The sequence below is a fragment of the Mesorhizobium sp. B2-1-8 genome (genome assembly GCF_006442545.2).
GTDB lineage: Bacteria > Pseudomonadota > Alphaproteobacteria > Rhizobiales > Rhizobiaceae > Mesorhizobium.
In genome coordinates this window covers 3,559,366-3,572,310 of record NZ_CP083952.1, presented here as the reverse complement: position 1 = coordinate 3,572,310, position 12,945 = coordinate 3,559,366, and the positions used below count along the sequence as shown (strand labels likewise).

Sequence of the window (12,945 nt, the reverse complement as noted above, 5' to 3'; positions counted from 1 at the left end):
ATAACCTTTCGGTTATGCGACTGTCAAGAAAGGAATCTGCCAACTGGTCCAAATGGCGACGTGGCGTTCACGCTTTCGCGTCAGCCGTCCTGGTGCTAGGGCTCTCGATAGCATCGTGAACTGGATCACCCCTTGACCACAAAAACTCGCCCGCCGCTGATTGAAATCTGTGTCGAAGGCATCGATGGCCTGCTGGCCGCGCAGGCCGCGGGCGCCGACCGGGTCGAACTCTGCGCCAGCCTGGTCGAGGGCGGCATTACGCCGAGCCTCGGCACGGTGCGCGCCGCACTCGACCAGGCGACCGTGCCGTTCCACGTCATGGTGCGGCCGCGTGGCGGCGATTTTCTCTACAGCGAGACCGAATACCGCTCGATGCTGGCCGATGTCGCCGCACTCGGCGAGCTCGGCGTGCCCGGCGTGGTGTTCGGCTGCCTGAATGCCGACGGTACCATCGACGAGAAGCGCATGGGCGAATTGACAGAGGCCGCGGGCTCGTTGAGCGTCACCTGCCACCGCGCCTTCGACATGACGCGCGATCCGGCCGAGGCGCTGGAAGCGCTGATCCGCTGCAAGGTCGGCCGCGTGCTGACCAGCGGCCAGCGCGACACCGCAGTCGAGGGCTTGCCATTGCTGGCGGAGCTGGTCCGGCAGGCCGGCGAGCGCATCATCATCCTTGGCTGCGGCGGGCTCGATCTCGGCAACATCGCCGAGGTGCGAGGAAAAACCGGATTGGCCGAAATGCATTTCGCGGCCCTCAAGGACGTGCCGAGTGCCATGCGCTACCGCAATCCCAAGGTCGGCATGGGCGGCTCCGATCTCGACCGCGAGTATCGCAACACGTTGACCGATACACCGCTGGTGGCGGCGACAATCGCGGCGGCCAAGGCATGACCTCTCCGATAGACAGCATAGCGCAGCACGACGAAGCCGCCATTCTGGCGCTCAACAACGAACACGCCGCCGAATTGTCGTGGCTCGAAGCCGAACGGCTGTCCTTCCTGCTCGGCGAGTCCTTCTATGCACGCCGCATTGGCGATCTCGAAGCCTTCATCATGACCTTCGACCAGGACGCAAACTACGACAGCCCGAACTTCGTCTGGTTCCGCGAGCGATATGAACGCTTCATCTATGTCGACCGCGTCGTCGTCGCGGCGCACGCAAGGGGCCGCGGCCATGCTCGCCGGCTCTATCGGGACCTGTTCGACCATGCGGAGAGCGCCGGCCATACGCTGGTCACCTGCGAGGTCAACATCGACCCGCCCAACCCCGCCTCGGATGCCTTCCACGCCGCCCTCGGCTTCGCCGAAGTCGGCGACGCGGTGATCCATGGCGGCAAGAAGGCGGTGCGCTACTACGTCAGGCAGATCGCCGCCTGATCCGGTGGCGCTCGCCGCTTGAAGAAGCAGAAACTCACATGGCGTTCCGCCAATCCGGCCGTGCGGCCTCTCGTCTGGCCACATGGAAAAATCGGCGACGCTCATTCACCAGTTGCGGTTGAGCCATTCGCGCGATGGGCGCTCGATGAGGTAGTAGCTGCAGAGCGCGCAGGCAAAAACCCCGGCCAGCATCGGCCATGGATTGCTGCCCTGCTCGTAGACGAATTTGTAGAAGGGCTGTTGCCACAGATAGAGCGAATACGACCACAGCCCCAGTGTCGTCATCGGTAAGGATGACAGCCATCCGGAAAAGAACCGCGTGCTGAAATCCAGCGCGTTGACGGCAATCGCAAGCAATGGCACCGCGATCAGGTAGTGGATCGGTGTCGGCACCGAGTCGGTGAACAGGAAAACCGCCCCGACGGCCGCCGCAACGGCGACGTAGGGACCCGTCACCAAGGCCGGCAGCTTGCCGTCGGCCTTGAGCAGGCAGGTCGCGGCCGACAGCAGGATCGAGGCGATGTGTACGTCGGTGCGCCAGTACGTGGTTTCATAATCCATGTGCAGGAACCAGTAGGAAGCCGCGCCATTGGCCATGGCCAGCAGAGCCAGGATCAGCAGCAGCGGGATGACACGGCTGCGGCTGGCAACGATTGCGCTGACCGCCGCCAGGATGATGTAGGCATGCTCTTCGATGCAGAGCGACCAGATGTGGTCGAGTGCGCCGGCCCGGTTCAGGAGAATTCCGGCATAGTTGTAGGTGAATGTCAGCGCCGTCAGAGCAGCCTTCCATTTGAAGGCGATGAACGTGCCGGAGAGCGCGATCATGCCGACGACGACGAAGATCAGAAGCGCCGGATAGATGCGCGAGAAGCGGCGTTTGAAGAATTTCTTCAGCGGGTAGCGTTCGATAAACAGGATTTCGGCCATCAGCCGGCCGCTGAGCACGAAGAAGAATTCGACGCCCAGCACGCCCAGATTGATGCCGGGAACGGGAAAAAAATGCCCGATCAGCACCAGGGCGATCGACAGGCCGCGCCAGCCATCGAGATAGGCCAGTCTTATCCTGGCCGATCGGTCGGCGATCGCTCGGGACGGAACCAATTGGGCCGCGGAAATTTCGGACATGCCGATCCTTTCGCATTGGCATGCGAAAGGGCACGGCGGTACGCAATCCGAACCCGGCTCGCATTCCCGCCCCGCCCCATACTGCAGTGCAATATAAGTTTGTGCAAGTGCGAGATTGGCGCCGGTGCAATTCCGAGGCAAGCAGGGCCGCAATTGCTTCAAGCAAGGATGGGACGCGGCCGCCGCCGGGAACTGGGCAGCCACAGCGCCAGGAACGAAAAAGGGCCGTGACAGCCCCTTTTCGTGTCCGCAATGATCTTGCGTCAGGCGTTGGCTGCCGCCACCGCGCGCTTGGCTATGACCGCGATAAGGTTGGCGCGGTAGTCGGCGGAAGCGTGGATGTCGCTCATCAGGTTCTTCGCCGGCACTTTCACGCCATTGAGCGAAGCCGCGTCGAAGCTCTTGGCAAGTGCGGCCTCGATCTCCTTCGAGCGGAAGACGCCGTCGTCGCCTGCGCCGGTCACGGCGACACGGACGCCGTCCTTGCCCTTGGCGACGAACACGCCGACGATCGCGTAGCGCGAGGCCGGGTTGCGGAATTTTTCGTAGGCTGCCTTCGCCGGCGCGGTGAAGCGGACCGCCGTGATGATCTCGCCGTCCTTCAAGGCGGTTTCGAACAGCCCCTTGAAGAACTTGTCGGCTGACATTTCGCGCTTGTTGGTGATGATGGTGGCGCCCAGCGCCAGAAGTGCGGCCGGATAGTCCGCCGCCGGATCGTTGTTGGCGATCGAACCGCCGATCGTGCCCTTGTGGCGTACCGCCGGGTCGCCGATCAGCGACGCCAGATGGGCAAGCGCCGGGCAGGCCTTGCGCAGCTTCTCGTCATTGGCGACGTCGAAATGCGTGGTGGCAGCGCCGATCGTGATCGTCTTGCCTGACACCTTGACGCCCTGCAGCTCCTTGATGCGTGACAGGTCGACCAGATCGGAAGGCGCCGCCAGCCGCGTCTTCATGGCGGGGATCAAGGTCATGCCGCCGGAGAGCAGCTTGGCGTCGCCGCTCTTCACGAGCTTGGCGGCTTCAGTGACCGAGGCGGCGCGGTGGTAGTTGACTGCGTACATGGGATCCTCCCCTAGGTGGTTAGGCAGTAGTCAGTAGTGAGTAGGGAATGGCCGCCGCAGGAGCTGGACCCTTTTCGCTACTCACTACTCCCTACTCACTCATTCGCCGCACGGATCGCGGCCCACACGGTCGACGGTGTGGCCGGCATGGCGATATCGGCGATGCCGATGGCGTCAGTGATGGCATTGATCACCGCCGGCGGCGAGCCGATGGCACCGGCCTCGCCGCAGCCCTTGATGCCCAGTGGGTTGCTCGGACATGGCGTGTTCGACGTCGAGACCTTGAACGACGGCAGGTCGTCCGCACGCGGCATGGTGTAATCCATGTAGCTCGCCGTCAGCAGTTGCCCGCTGGCGTCATAGTGAGCGCCTTCCAGCAGCGCCTGGCCGACACCCTGGGCGATGCCGCCATGCACCTGGCCTTCGACGATCATCGGATTGATGATGTTGCCGAAATCGTCGGCCGCTACGAACTGGACGATCTCCGTCGTTCCGGTTTCCGGATCGATCTCAACCTCGCAGATGTAGCAGCCCGCCGGAAAGGTGAAGTTCGCCGGATCGTAGAACGCCGTTTCCTTCAATCCTGGCTCCATGCCGGCCGGCAAATTGTGCGCGGTATAGGCGGCCAGAGCCACCTGGAACCACGGCAGGCTCTTGTCGGTGCCGGCGACCTTGACTTCGCCGTTCTCGATGACGATGTCGCCCTCGTCGGCCTCGAGCAGGTGGGCGGCGATCTTCTTGGCCTTGGCCTCGACCTTGTCGAGCGCCTTGGCAATCGCGGACATGCCGACCGCGCCCGAGCGCGAGCCGTAAGTGCCCATGCCCATCTGCACCTTGTCGGTGTCGCCATGTACGATCGAAACCGAATCGATCGGCACCCCGAAACGCTGGTTGACCAGTTGCGCGAAGGTCGTCTCGTGCCCCTGGCCATGGCTGTGCGACCCCGTCAGCACCTCGATGGTGCCGACGGCGTTGACCCTTACCTCAGCCGATTCCCACAGGCCGACGCCAGCGCCGAGCGAGCCGACCGCGGCCGACGGCGCGATGCCGCAGGCCTCGATGTAGCAGCTCATGCCAATGCCGCGCAGCTTGCCCTTTTTGGCCGCGTCCGCCTTGCGCTTGGCAAAGCCTGTATAATCGGCGGTCTTCATGGCCGCGTCGAGCGAAGTCGCATAATCGCCGGCGTCATAGTTCATGATCACCGGCGTCTGGTGCGGGAAGGTCGTGATGAAGTTCTTGCGGCGCAGTTCGGCCGGAGAGACGCCGAGTTCGCGTGCCGCGGCTTCCATCGTGCGTTCCAGAAGATAGGTGGCTTCCGGCCGCCCTGCCCCGCGATAGGCGTCGACGGGTGCCGTATTGGTGTAGACGGTGCGCACATTGGCGTGGATGGCGGGAATGTCATACTGCCCTGACAGCAGCGTCGCGTAGAGATAGGTCGGCACGCAGGACGAGAACAGCGACATGTAGGCGCCGAGATTGGCGATCGTGTCGACCTTCAGCCCGGTGATCCTGTTGTCCTTGTCGAATGCCATTTCCACGGTCGAGACGTGGTCGCGGCCATGCGCGTCGGTGAGGAAGCTCTCGGTGCGATCGGCGACCCATTTGACCGGCACGCCGGTCTTCTTGGAGGCCCACAGGCAGACGATCTCTTCCGGGTAGATATAGATCTTGGAGCCAAAGCCGCCGCCGACGTCCGGCGCGATCACGCGCAGCTTGTTTTCGGGTGCGACATTGTAGAAGGCGCTCATCACCAGCCGCGCGACATGCGGGTTCTGCGATGTCGTCCAGCAGGTGTAATGATCCTCGGCCTTGTCGTAATGGCCGAGCGCCGCACGCGGCTCCATGGCGTTCGGCACCAGCCGGTTGTTGACGATCTTCATGCGGGTGACGTGCGCCGCCGCCTTGATGGCGGCATCGGTCGCCTTGGCGTCGCCGATCTCCCAGTCGAAGATCAGGTTGTTCTCGGCCTCGGCATGGACCTGCGGCGCGCCCTTTTCGAGCGCCTTTGTCGCGTCTACGACGGCCTTCAGTTCCTTGTAGGTGATGTCGATCGCCTCGGCCGCATCGCGTGCCTGGCCCTTGGTTTCGGCCACCACCACCGCGACCGCATCGCCGACATAGCGGACCTTGTCGACGGCCAGCGGCGACCATGCGCCCATTTTCATCGGCGTACCGTCCTTGGAATGGATCATCCAGCCGCAGATGAGGTTGCCGATACCGTCGGCCTTGAGTTCCTTGCCGGTCAGCACGCCGATGACGCCCGGCATGCCCTGAGCCATTTTCACGTCGATCTTCTTGATCTGCGCATGCGCGTGCGGGCTGCGCACGAAAGCCGCGTGCTTCATGCCGGGAACCACCATGTCGTCGACATAGCGGCCGGCGCCGGTGATGAACCTTTTGTCTTCCTTGCGCGCGACCCGAGCGCCAACACCTTCGATGCCCATCAGAATTCCTCCCGAATTTAGGGGATAGGCAGTAGGGGTTAGGCAGTAATGGGAGGGCTCGTGGTCATATCGATGTTTGCCCCACTCACTATTGCCTACTGCCTACTGCCTATGCTGCTTGTTTCGCCTTGCCCTTGGCCCCCTTCGACATCGTCTTCGATGCGGCCAGGATCGCCTTCACGATGTTGTGGTAGCCGGTGCAGCGGCAGATATTGCCTTCGAGTTCTGCCCGCACCGTCGCCTCGTCGAGGCCTTCGGGATGACGGTTGATCATGTCGGTTGCAGCCATGATCATGCCTGGCGTGCAAAAGCCGCATTGCAGACCGTGATGTTCCTTGAAGGCCGCCTGGACGGGATGCAGGTCGGCGCCGTCGGCGAGGCCCTCGATCGTAACCACGTTCGACCCGGACGCCTGGACCGCCAGCATGGTGCAGGACTTGACCGCCTTGCCGTCGACATGGACGACGCAGGCTCCGCACTGCGAGGTGTCGCAACCGACATGGGTTCCGGTCAGGCCGAGATTCTCCCGCAGGAAATGGACGAGCAGCGTTCGATCCTCGACGGCGCCGCCGACGCGCTTGCCGTTCACCATCAACGAAACGTCCGACATAACCCCTCCCTGGGTGTCAATCTTGGTCATCACGCTGCCGATGCGCCGCTGGCACTTCGGCCATGCGTTATTCGTACACCGCACAACGCACAAAAAACAACACAAGGGAAAAGGCGGATCATTGTACTTTCGATCATGGCCAAGGCACCAAAGTGCATTCCTGCGGCCCCATTGCCAAAACGCCTCTTGGCGGCAACAATACCTTCGTCGCCCGCGCGCCAGAAGCACTGAAAAGCCGCGCACAAGAAGGCGTCGGAGGAAATGCGGGAGAACGCCGCTGACCAGTTCACTGACGCGTTACGCATGCGGTTTGTCGGCGCTCACCACGGACGAGCCCGACCCGGATGTCTTCGCACGCGCGGTGGCCGCCGAGGCCGCCGCCATCGATGCCGGCTTTGCCCTCGTGTTCTTTTCCCAAAGCCTCGTCGAGGCCGGCGCCCTCTCGCAGGCGCTCACGACGCGCGCGCCTGATCTCCACCATGCCGGCTGCTCCACCGCGGGCGAGATCACGCCGCAGGGGCTCGAGGAAGGTCATATGCTGGCGATGCTGCTGCCCTCGGCGTCCTTCACGGCGGTCAGCACCATGGTCAACAATTTGTCGACATCGGGCATGGACAGGATCACCGAAGAGGTCGAGGCCCTGCGGCGCATGCTGCGCGCCCGGCTCGGCGGCGAGCGGACCAAGAACACCTTCGCACTCTGCTTCATCGACGGGCTGTCCTATGCCGAGGAAGCAGTGAGTTCGGCAATCCACTGGGGTCTTGACGACATACCGCTGCTCGGCGGCTCGGCCGGTGACGATTTGAAATTCGAGACGACGCGTCTGATCTCGAACGGCGCGGTCACTTCGGACAGCGCCATCATCGTGCTGGTCGCCACGGAAATTCCGTTCCACGTCTTCAAGACCGACAATTTCGTTCCCACCGACGAAAAGCTGGTGGTGACCGCGTCCGATCCGGATCACCGCATCGTGCGGGAGTTCAACGCCACCAATGCGGCGGAGGAATATGCCGCCTCGGTCGGGATCGTCCCGCAGACCCTGACACCGCTGAGCTTCGCCTCGCATCCCGTGGTGGTGAAGGTGGGCGGCGAATATTACTGCCGCTCGATCCAGAGGATGCATGCGGATGGCTCGCTGTCGTTCTTTTGCGCCATCGACGACGGCGTCGTGCTGTCGATCGCCCAGCCCAAGGACATGGTCGAATCGACACGCGCGGCATTGCGCGAGGTCGAGGAAAGGCTGGGCGGTATCGATATGATCCTTGGTTTCGACTGCGTGCTGCGCCGGCTGGATGCGCGCAATCGGCAGGTCTTCCGCGATATTTCGGAGCTCTACCGGGTCAACAACGTCGTCGGCTTCGGCACCTATGGCGAACAATACCGGTCGATGCACCTGAACCAGACTTTCACCGGCATCGCCTTCGGCGATCGCCAGGCGGCTGAGTAGGCGGCGAACCGGGATGCCGCTCAGGGACATAAACGATCTCGACAGGCTGAAGAAGATCAACGCCGCCCTGGTCAGCCGCGTCGAGCGCTCGATGGACCAGCAAGGCAATGCCTTTTCGCTGTTCCAGACCGCGATCTCGCTGGAAAACCGGGTGCGCACGCGCACCGAGGAACTGCATTCGACCTTGCGCAGGCTGGAACAGTCGAACATCGACCTCAGCGCCGCCAAGGAAAACGCCGAGCTGGCGAACCTGTCCAAGACAAGGTTTCTCGCCGCCGCCAGCCACGACGTGCTGCAGCCGCTGAACGCCGCCCACCTGTCCGTCTCGGCGCTCGCCGAGGTGCAAACCAGTGACGAGGGAAAAAAGCTGGTGCGGCAGGTCGAGCGCTCGCTGGAGACGATGGAAGACCTGCTGCGCACCTTGCTCGACATTTCCAAGCTCGACGCCGGCGTGGTCCAGCCCGACATCGGCGACGTCAGCCTGGAGGCGTTGTTCTCGTCGCTGCGCTCGGATTTTCAGCCCGTGGCGGAATTGAAGGGGCTGTCGCTGAAATTCCGGCCGGTCAATGCGGTGGTCCGCTCGGACAGGACGCTGTTGCGCCGCATCCTGCAGAACATCCTCTCCAACGCGCTGGTCTATACACGCTCGGGCGGCGTCCTTGTCGGCACTCGCCATCGCGGCGACACTATCCGCATCGATGTCGCCGACACGGGCTGCGGCATTCCCGAGGACCAGCGCGAGGCGGTGTTCGAGGAGTTCCATCGCGGCACCTCGCCGGCCAATGCCGAGCTCGATGGCGGCGGGCTTGGGCTCGGGCTCGCCATCGTGCGCCGCATGGCCGGCGCGCTCGGCCACCCCGTGACGTTTTCATCCAAGGTCGGCCGCGGCACCATCTTCCATATCGATGTTCCCGTCGGCCTCGGCGCACCGGCCGATGCCATCGCCAGCGCCGCCAGCATGGAGCGACCGCGCGGCTACGGCCTGTTCGGCACCAAGGTGCTGCTTGTCGAGAACGACGCCGAGGTGCTGGACGCCATGACCTTCCTGCTCGAACGCTGGCAGTGCCTAGTGCGCGCCGCGACCTCGACCGACGATGCGCTCGACATGCTCGGCGATACCGACTGGGTGCCCGACATCGTCATCGCTGACCAGCATCTCGACGGCGGCGACCTCGGCACCGCCACCATATCGGAGGTCCGCGACTATCTCGGCCGCGCCGTGCCGGCGCTGATCGTCACCGCCGACGGCTCGGAGGCCGTCGCCAAGGCCGCCCGCTCGGCAGGCATCGAACTGATGCGCAAGCCGCTGAAGCCCGCGCAACTGCGCGCGCTGCTGGCGCATCTGCTGGCTTAGGGTCCCCAGCGGAGAGTTAATGGCTCAAAACCCAGCCTGATCGCGAAACAACTCGGCATTGTCCAGCTTCGATACCTCGATCACCGCCTGCGTGCGGCTGTAGACGTTGAGCTTGCGCAGGATCTCCGAGACATGCGCCTTGACCGTGGTCTCGCCGACCTGCAGCTCGTAGGCGATCTGCTTGTTGAGCAGGCCCTGGCGCAGCATCTGCAGCACCCGCAATTGCTGCGGCGTCAGCTTGGAAAGGCGCTGGAGCATGTCGGCGCGATCGGTGCTGTGAGCGCCCGGCGGCATGCCCTCATAGGTTTCCGGCACATAGATCGCGCCCTCCATCACCGACCGGATTGCAGCGGCGAGATCGCTCTTGCGCGCCGATTTCGGAATGAAGCCGGCAGCCCCATAGGACAGGGCCTCGGAGATGATCCTCGGCTCCTCATAGCCCGATACGATCACCACCGGCAGCCGCGGATAGCGGGTCCTGAGCTGCAGCAGCCCGTCGAAGCCGTGCACGTCGGGCATGCTGAGGTCGAGAAGCGCAAGGTCGAAAGGCTTTGCGTCGGCCAGCAGATCCAGCGCCTCCGCAATCGAGCGCGCCTCGACCGTATCGACCTCGGGATAGGCCATTTGGACGGCGCTGTGCAGCGCCTCGCGAAACAGCGGATGGTCGTCGATGATAAGAAACCGGGCACGATCGGTGGGAGGGGTCATAGGGCTCGTTCCGGTTTACCGGGCACACCATAGTCTCCAGACTGTGACCGGATTATTGGCAAATAGTCTATCGCCTGTTGACGGATTCATTGCTGTAAAAATGATGGGAAGCCCGAATTCCTTATCCAGCAGCGGCAAAGCCCGTGCTTTACGAAAAGCGACGCCTTGCCCGCCCCCCGAAATCGGCCGAATGTGCCGCCATCAAACGCAGAGACAGCCATGACCGCCTTCGTCCTTCCCGTCCCGCCAACGCCTTCTGTCGCCATTGCGGATTCCGGCGAACGCTTTGCCGTGCGGCGTATTTTCTGCGTTGGCCGCAACTACGCGGCGCATGCGCGCGAATTCGGCAATGACGAGCGCGATCCGCCCTTCTTCTTCACCAAACCGGCCGACGCGGTGGTCGATTCCGGCGCTGAAATCCCCTACCCGCCGCTGACGCAAAACCTCCACTTCGAGATCGAGCTGGTGGTGGCGATCGGTACGTCAGGCTTTCGCATATCCCGCGACAAGGCGCTGGACCATGTCTGGGGCTATGCCGTCGGCATCGACCTCACCCGCCGCGACCTGCAGGATGCCGCCAAGAAGGCGGCCCGGCCCTGGGATTGGTCGAAGGCGTTCGACCGTTCCGCGCCTTGCGGCCCGCTGGTCCCGGCACAAAAAGCCGGCCATCCAGCCAAGGGGCGTATCTGGCTCGCCGTCGACGGCGCGGTGAAACAGGATGCCGACCTCGCCGAGCTGATTTGGCCGATCGCCGATATCGTTTCGATCTGCAGCGAAGGCGTGGAATTGCAGGCCGGCGACCTGATCTTCACCGGCACGCCCGCCGGTGTCGGCGCGATCAAGCCAGGCGAGACGATATCAGGCGGGGTCGACGGCATCGGCACGATCGAAGTGACCATCGGCCAGCCGAAGTCATGAGCGACATTGTCCTGCACAACTACTTCCGCTCGTCTACTTCGCACCGGGTGCGGATCGCCCTGGAGGTGAAGGGGGTGGACTATGACTACATCCCGCATCACCTACGCCACGGCGAGCATCTGGAGGCGGCCTATCTCGCGGTCAATCCGCAGGGGCTTGTGCCGGCCCTGGTCTGGAGCGACGGCATGCTCCTGACGCAATCGCTGGCGATCATCGAATTTCTCGACGAGACCATACCTGAACCCCCGCTGTTGCCGAAAGACCCGCCAAACAGGGCACGGGTAAGAATGCTGGCGCAGATCATCGCCTGCGACATCCACCCTGTGAACAATCTGCGCGTGCTGACCTCGCTGCGCACCCTGTTCGGCGCCGGCGACCAGGATGTCGCCAACTGGTTCCGGCATTGGGTCAATGAGGGTTTTGCGCCGCTCGAGCAATTGCTGACGGCTTCGCCCGAAACCGGCGCATTCTGTCACGGCGACACGCCGGGGCTGGCCGACATCTGCCTTGCCGCGCAAGTCACCAGCAATGCCCGTTTCGGCGTCGATATGACGCCTTATCCGACAATCGCGCGCATCAACGCCGCCTGCATGGCGCTACCCGCCTTCCAGAAAGCCGCGCCACAGAACCAGATCGATGCCGAATAGAGAAGCCACCGATGCCGGCGAGGCAAAGGCGCTGGCCGATATCGAGGCGTATGGCTGCCACATCCCCTATGTGCTGGAGGAAAACGACGAACCGCCATTCGCCTACTCCGTTGGCGTCGCGGAAACGATTTCCGCTTGACCGGTCAAGGAATCGGCTATCGTTTCTCACAATGCGCGCCGTCTCAAGGGTGGAGTGACCGATGAAAGCCGTGGTCTTCGAGAAATTCGGCGAAGCGCCGACCATCCGGACCGTGCCCGATCCGAAGCCGGCTGCCGATGGCGTCGTCATCAAGGTCGAAGCGACCGGGCTCTGCCGCAGCGACTGGCACGGCTGGATGGGCCATGACGCCGATATCCGCCTGCCCCACGTGCCGGGCCACGAACTGGCCGGAATCGTTGTCGCCGCCGGCAAGCACGTCACCCGCTGGAAGGCGGGCGAACGCGTCACCGTGCCGTTTGCCGTCGGTTGCGGCCACTGCTTCGAATGCACATCAGGCAATCATCAGGTCTGCGAGCACCAATCCCAGCCTGGCTTCAACGCCTGGGGCTCATTCGCCGAATATGTCGCCATCGAACACGCCGACACCAATCTGGTGCGCCTGCCCGACGAAATGGAATTCGCCACCGCCGCCAGCCTCGGCTGCCGTTTCGTCACCTCGTTCCGCGCCATCGTCGACCAGGGCCGTGTGACGCCGGGTGAATGGGTGGCGGTGCATGGCTGCGGCGGCGTCGGCCTGTCGGCGATCATGATCGCCAGTTCGGTGGGCGCCAATGTCATCGCCATCGACCTCACCGAGGAAAAGCTGGACTTCGCCAAAAAGATCGGTGCCGTGGCGACCATCAACGCTTCGACGACGCCGAACGTGGTCAAGGCGGTCAAGCAGATCACCAATGGCGGAGCCCACATGTCGATGGACGCGCTGGGCCACCCCACGACGTCCTTCAACTCGATCGCCAATCTGCGCCGGCGCGGCCGTCACGTGCAGGTCGGCCTGATGCTGGGCGAGCACGCCCGCCCGCAAGTGCCGATGGACAAGGTGATCGCCTTCGAACTCGAAATCCTCGGCAGTCACGGTATGCAGGCCTATCGCTACCCCGCGATGATGGAGATGATCCGCCACGGCCAACTCAAGCCCGAACTGCTGGTCGGCAAGAAGATCAGCCTTGACGAGGCGCCCGCAGCCTTGATGGCGATGGGCGGTTTCGAGGGCATCGGCATCGGCGTGGTGACGAAGTTCTAGCACTACTTTGG

The 12,945-nt window shown here is 63.4% G+C and carries 14 protein-coding genes; 9 read left to right on the top strand and 5 right to left on the bottom strand.

Translation table 11 applies throughout. The annotated features are described in order from the left end of the window. The first annotated feature begins 132 nt into the window (after positions 1 to 132). Both FJ970_RS17440 and FJ970_RS17435 read left to right on the top strand, forming a co-directional pair. Positions 133 to 891, top strand: coding sequence for a copper homeostasis protein CutC (locus FJ970_RS17440; RefSeq protein WP_227791817.1), 759 nt, complete (start codon positions 133 to 135; stop codon positions 889 to 891). After that, complete coding sequence (locus tag FJ970_RS17435) at positions 888 to 1,376, top strand: GNAT family N-acetyltransferase (protein ID WP_140761467.1); 489 nt, start codon at positions 888 to 890, stop codon at positions 1,374 to 1,376. The genes FJ970_RS17440 and FJ970_RS17435 overlap by 4 nt, the downstream gene beginning before the upstream one ends. A 105-nt stretch (positions 1,377 to 1,481) precedes the next feature. On the opposite strand, the gene FJ970_RS17430 is transcribed toward FJ970_RS17435, so the two are convergent. From FJ970_RS17430 to FJ970_RS17415, 4 genes are all read right to left on the bottom strand, one after another. Next, positions 1,482 to 2,504 (bottom strand): acyltransferase family protein, encoded by a 1,023-nt coding sequence (locus FJ970_RS17430; RefSeq protein WP_140761471.1) that lies wholly within the window; start codon positions 2,502 to 2,504, stop codon positions 1,482 to 1,484. 263 nt (positions 2,505 to 2,767) lie between these two features. Continuing rightward, positions 2,768 to 3,565 (bottom strand): FAD binding domain-containing protein, encoded by a 798-nt coding sequence (locus FJ970_RS17425; RefSeq protein WP_140761474.1) that lies wholly within the window; start codon positions 3,563 to 3,565, stop codon positions 2,768 to 2,770. A 95-nt stretch (positions 3,566 to 3,660) separates the two neighbouring features. Next, positions 3,661 to 6,009, bottom strand: a complete 2,349-nt coding sequence (locus FJ970_RS17420) for a xanthine dehydrogenase family protein molybdopterin-binding subunit (RefSeq protein ID WP_140761477.1) — start codon at positions 6,007 to 6,009, stop codon at positions 3,661 to 3,663. A gap of 109 nt (positions 6,010 to 6,118) precedes the next feature. Beyond that, on the bottom strand, positions 6,119 to 6,619 hold the full coding sequence (locus FJ970_RS17415; protein WP_140761480.1) for a (2Fe-2S)-binding protein: 501 nt from the start codon (positions 6,617 to 6,619) through the stop codon (positions 6,119 to 6,121). 62 nt (positions 6,620 to 6,681) lie between these two features. Here FJ970_RS17415 and FJ970_RS17410 point away from each other — a divergent pair, with 62 nt between their 5' ends. Genes FJ970_RS17410 through FJ970_RS17400 form a run of 3 tightly spaced genes read left to right on the top strand, consistent with a single transcriptional unit; the run spans position 6,682 to position 9,420 of the window. Then, positions 6,682 to 6,900, top strand: coding sequence for a hypothetical protein (locus FJ970_RS17410; RefSeq protein ID WP_140761483.1), 219 nt, complete (start codon positions 6,682 to 6,684; stop codon positions 6,898 to 6,900). Positions 6,901 to 6,929: 29 nt separating this feature from the next. Further along, a complete protein-coding gene (locus tag FJ970_RS17405) occupies positions 6,930 to 8,066 on the top strand; it encodes an FIST signal transduction protein (RefSeq protein WP_140761486.1) in 1,137 nt (378 codons plus the stop codon). A 13-nt stretch (positions 8,067 to 8,079) separates the two neighbouring features. Next, a complete protein-coding gene (locus tag FJ970_RS17400) occupies positions 8,080 to 9,420 on the top strand; it encodes a hybrid sensor histidine kinase/response regulator (RefSeq protein ID WP_140761488.1) in 1,341 nt (446 codons plus the stop codon). 24 nt (positions 9,421 to 9,444) lie between these two features. Here the strand turns inward: FJ970_RS17400 and FJ970_RS17395 are convergent, their stop codons facing one another. Beyond that, positions 9,445 to 10,128 carry a response regulator gene (locus FJ970_RS17395; RefSeq protein ID WP_140761491.1) on the bottom strand — a complete coding sequence of 228 codons (684 nt, stop codon included), beginning with the start codon at positions 10,126 to 10,128 and terminating at the stop codon, positions 9,445 to 9,447. Positions 10,129 to 10,347: 219 nt separating this feature from the next. Between FJ970_RS17395 and FJ970_RS17390 the strand changes: the two genes are divergently transcribed. From FJ970_RS17390 to FJ970_RS17375, 4 genes are all read left to right on the top strand, one after another. Then, positions 10,348 to 11,046 (top strand): fumarylacetoacetate hydrolase family protein, encoded by a 699-nt coding sequence (locus FJ970_RS17390; protein ID WP_140761494.1) that lies wholly within the window; start codon positions 10,348 to 10,350, stop codon positions 11,044 to 11,046. Beyond that, positions 11,043 to 11,693, top strand: a complete 651-nt coding sequence (gene maiA / locus FJ970_RS17385; RefSeq protein ID WP_140761497.1) for a maleylacetoacetate isomerase — start codon at positions 11,043 to 11,045, stop codon at positions 11,691 to 11,693. The genes FJ970_RS17390 and maiA overlap by 4 nt, the downstream gene beginning before the upstream one ends. Beyond that, the gene (locus FJ970_RS17380; protein ID WP_181178712.1) at positions 11,683 to 11,832 is read left to right on the top strand and encodes a hypothetical protein; all 150 of its coding nucleotides are present in this window, start codon (positions 11,683 to 11,685) and stop codon (positions 11,830 to 11,832) included. Before maiA ends, FJ970_RS17380 begins: the two co-directional genes overlap by 11 nt. A gap of 61 nt (positions 11,833 to 11,893) precedes the next feature. Beyond that, positions 11,894 to 12,934 (top strand): zinc-dependent alcohol dehydrogenase family protein, encoded by a 1,041-nt coding sequence (locus FJ970_RS17375; RefSeq protein WP_140761499.1) that lies wholly within the window; start codon positions 11,894 to 11,896, stop codon positions 12,932 to 12,934. Positions 12,935 to 12,945 lie beyond the last annotated feature (11 nt).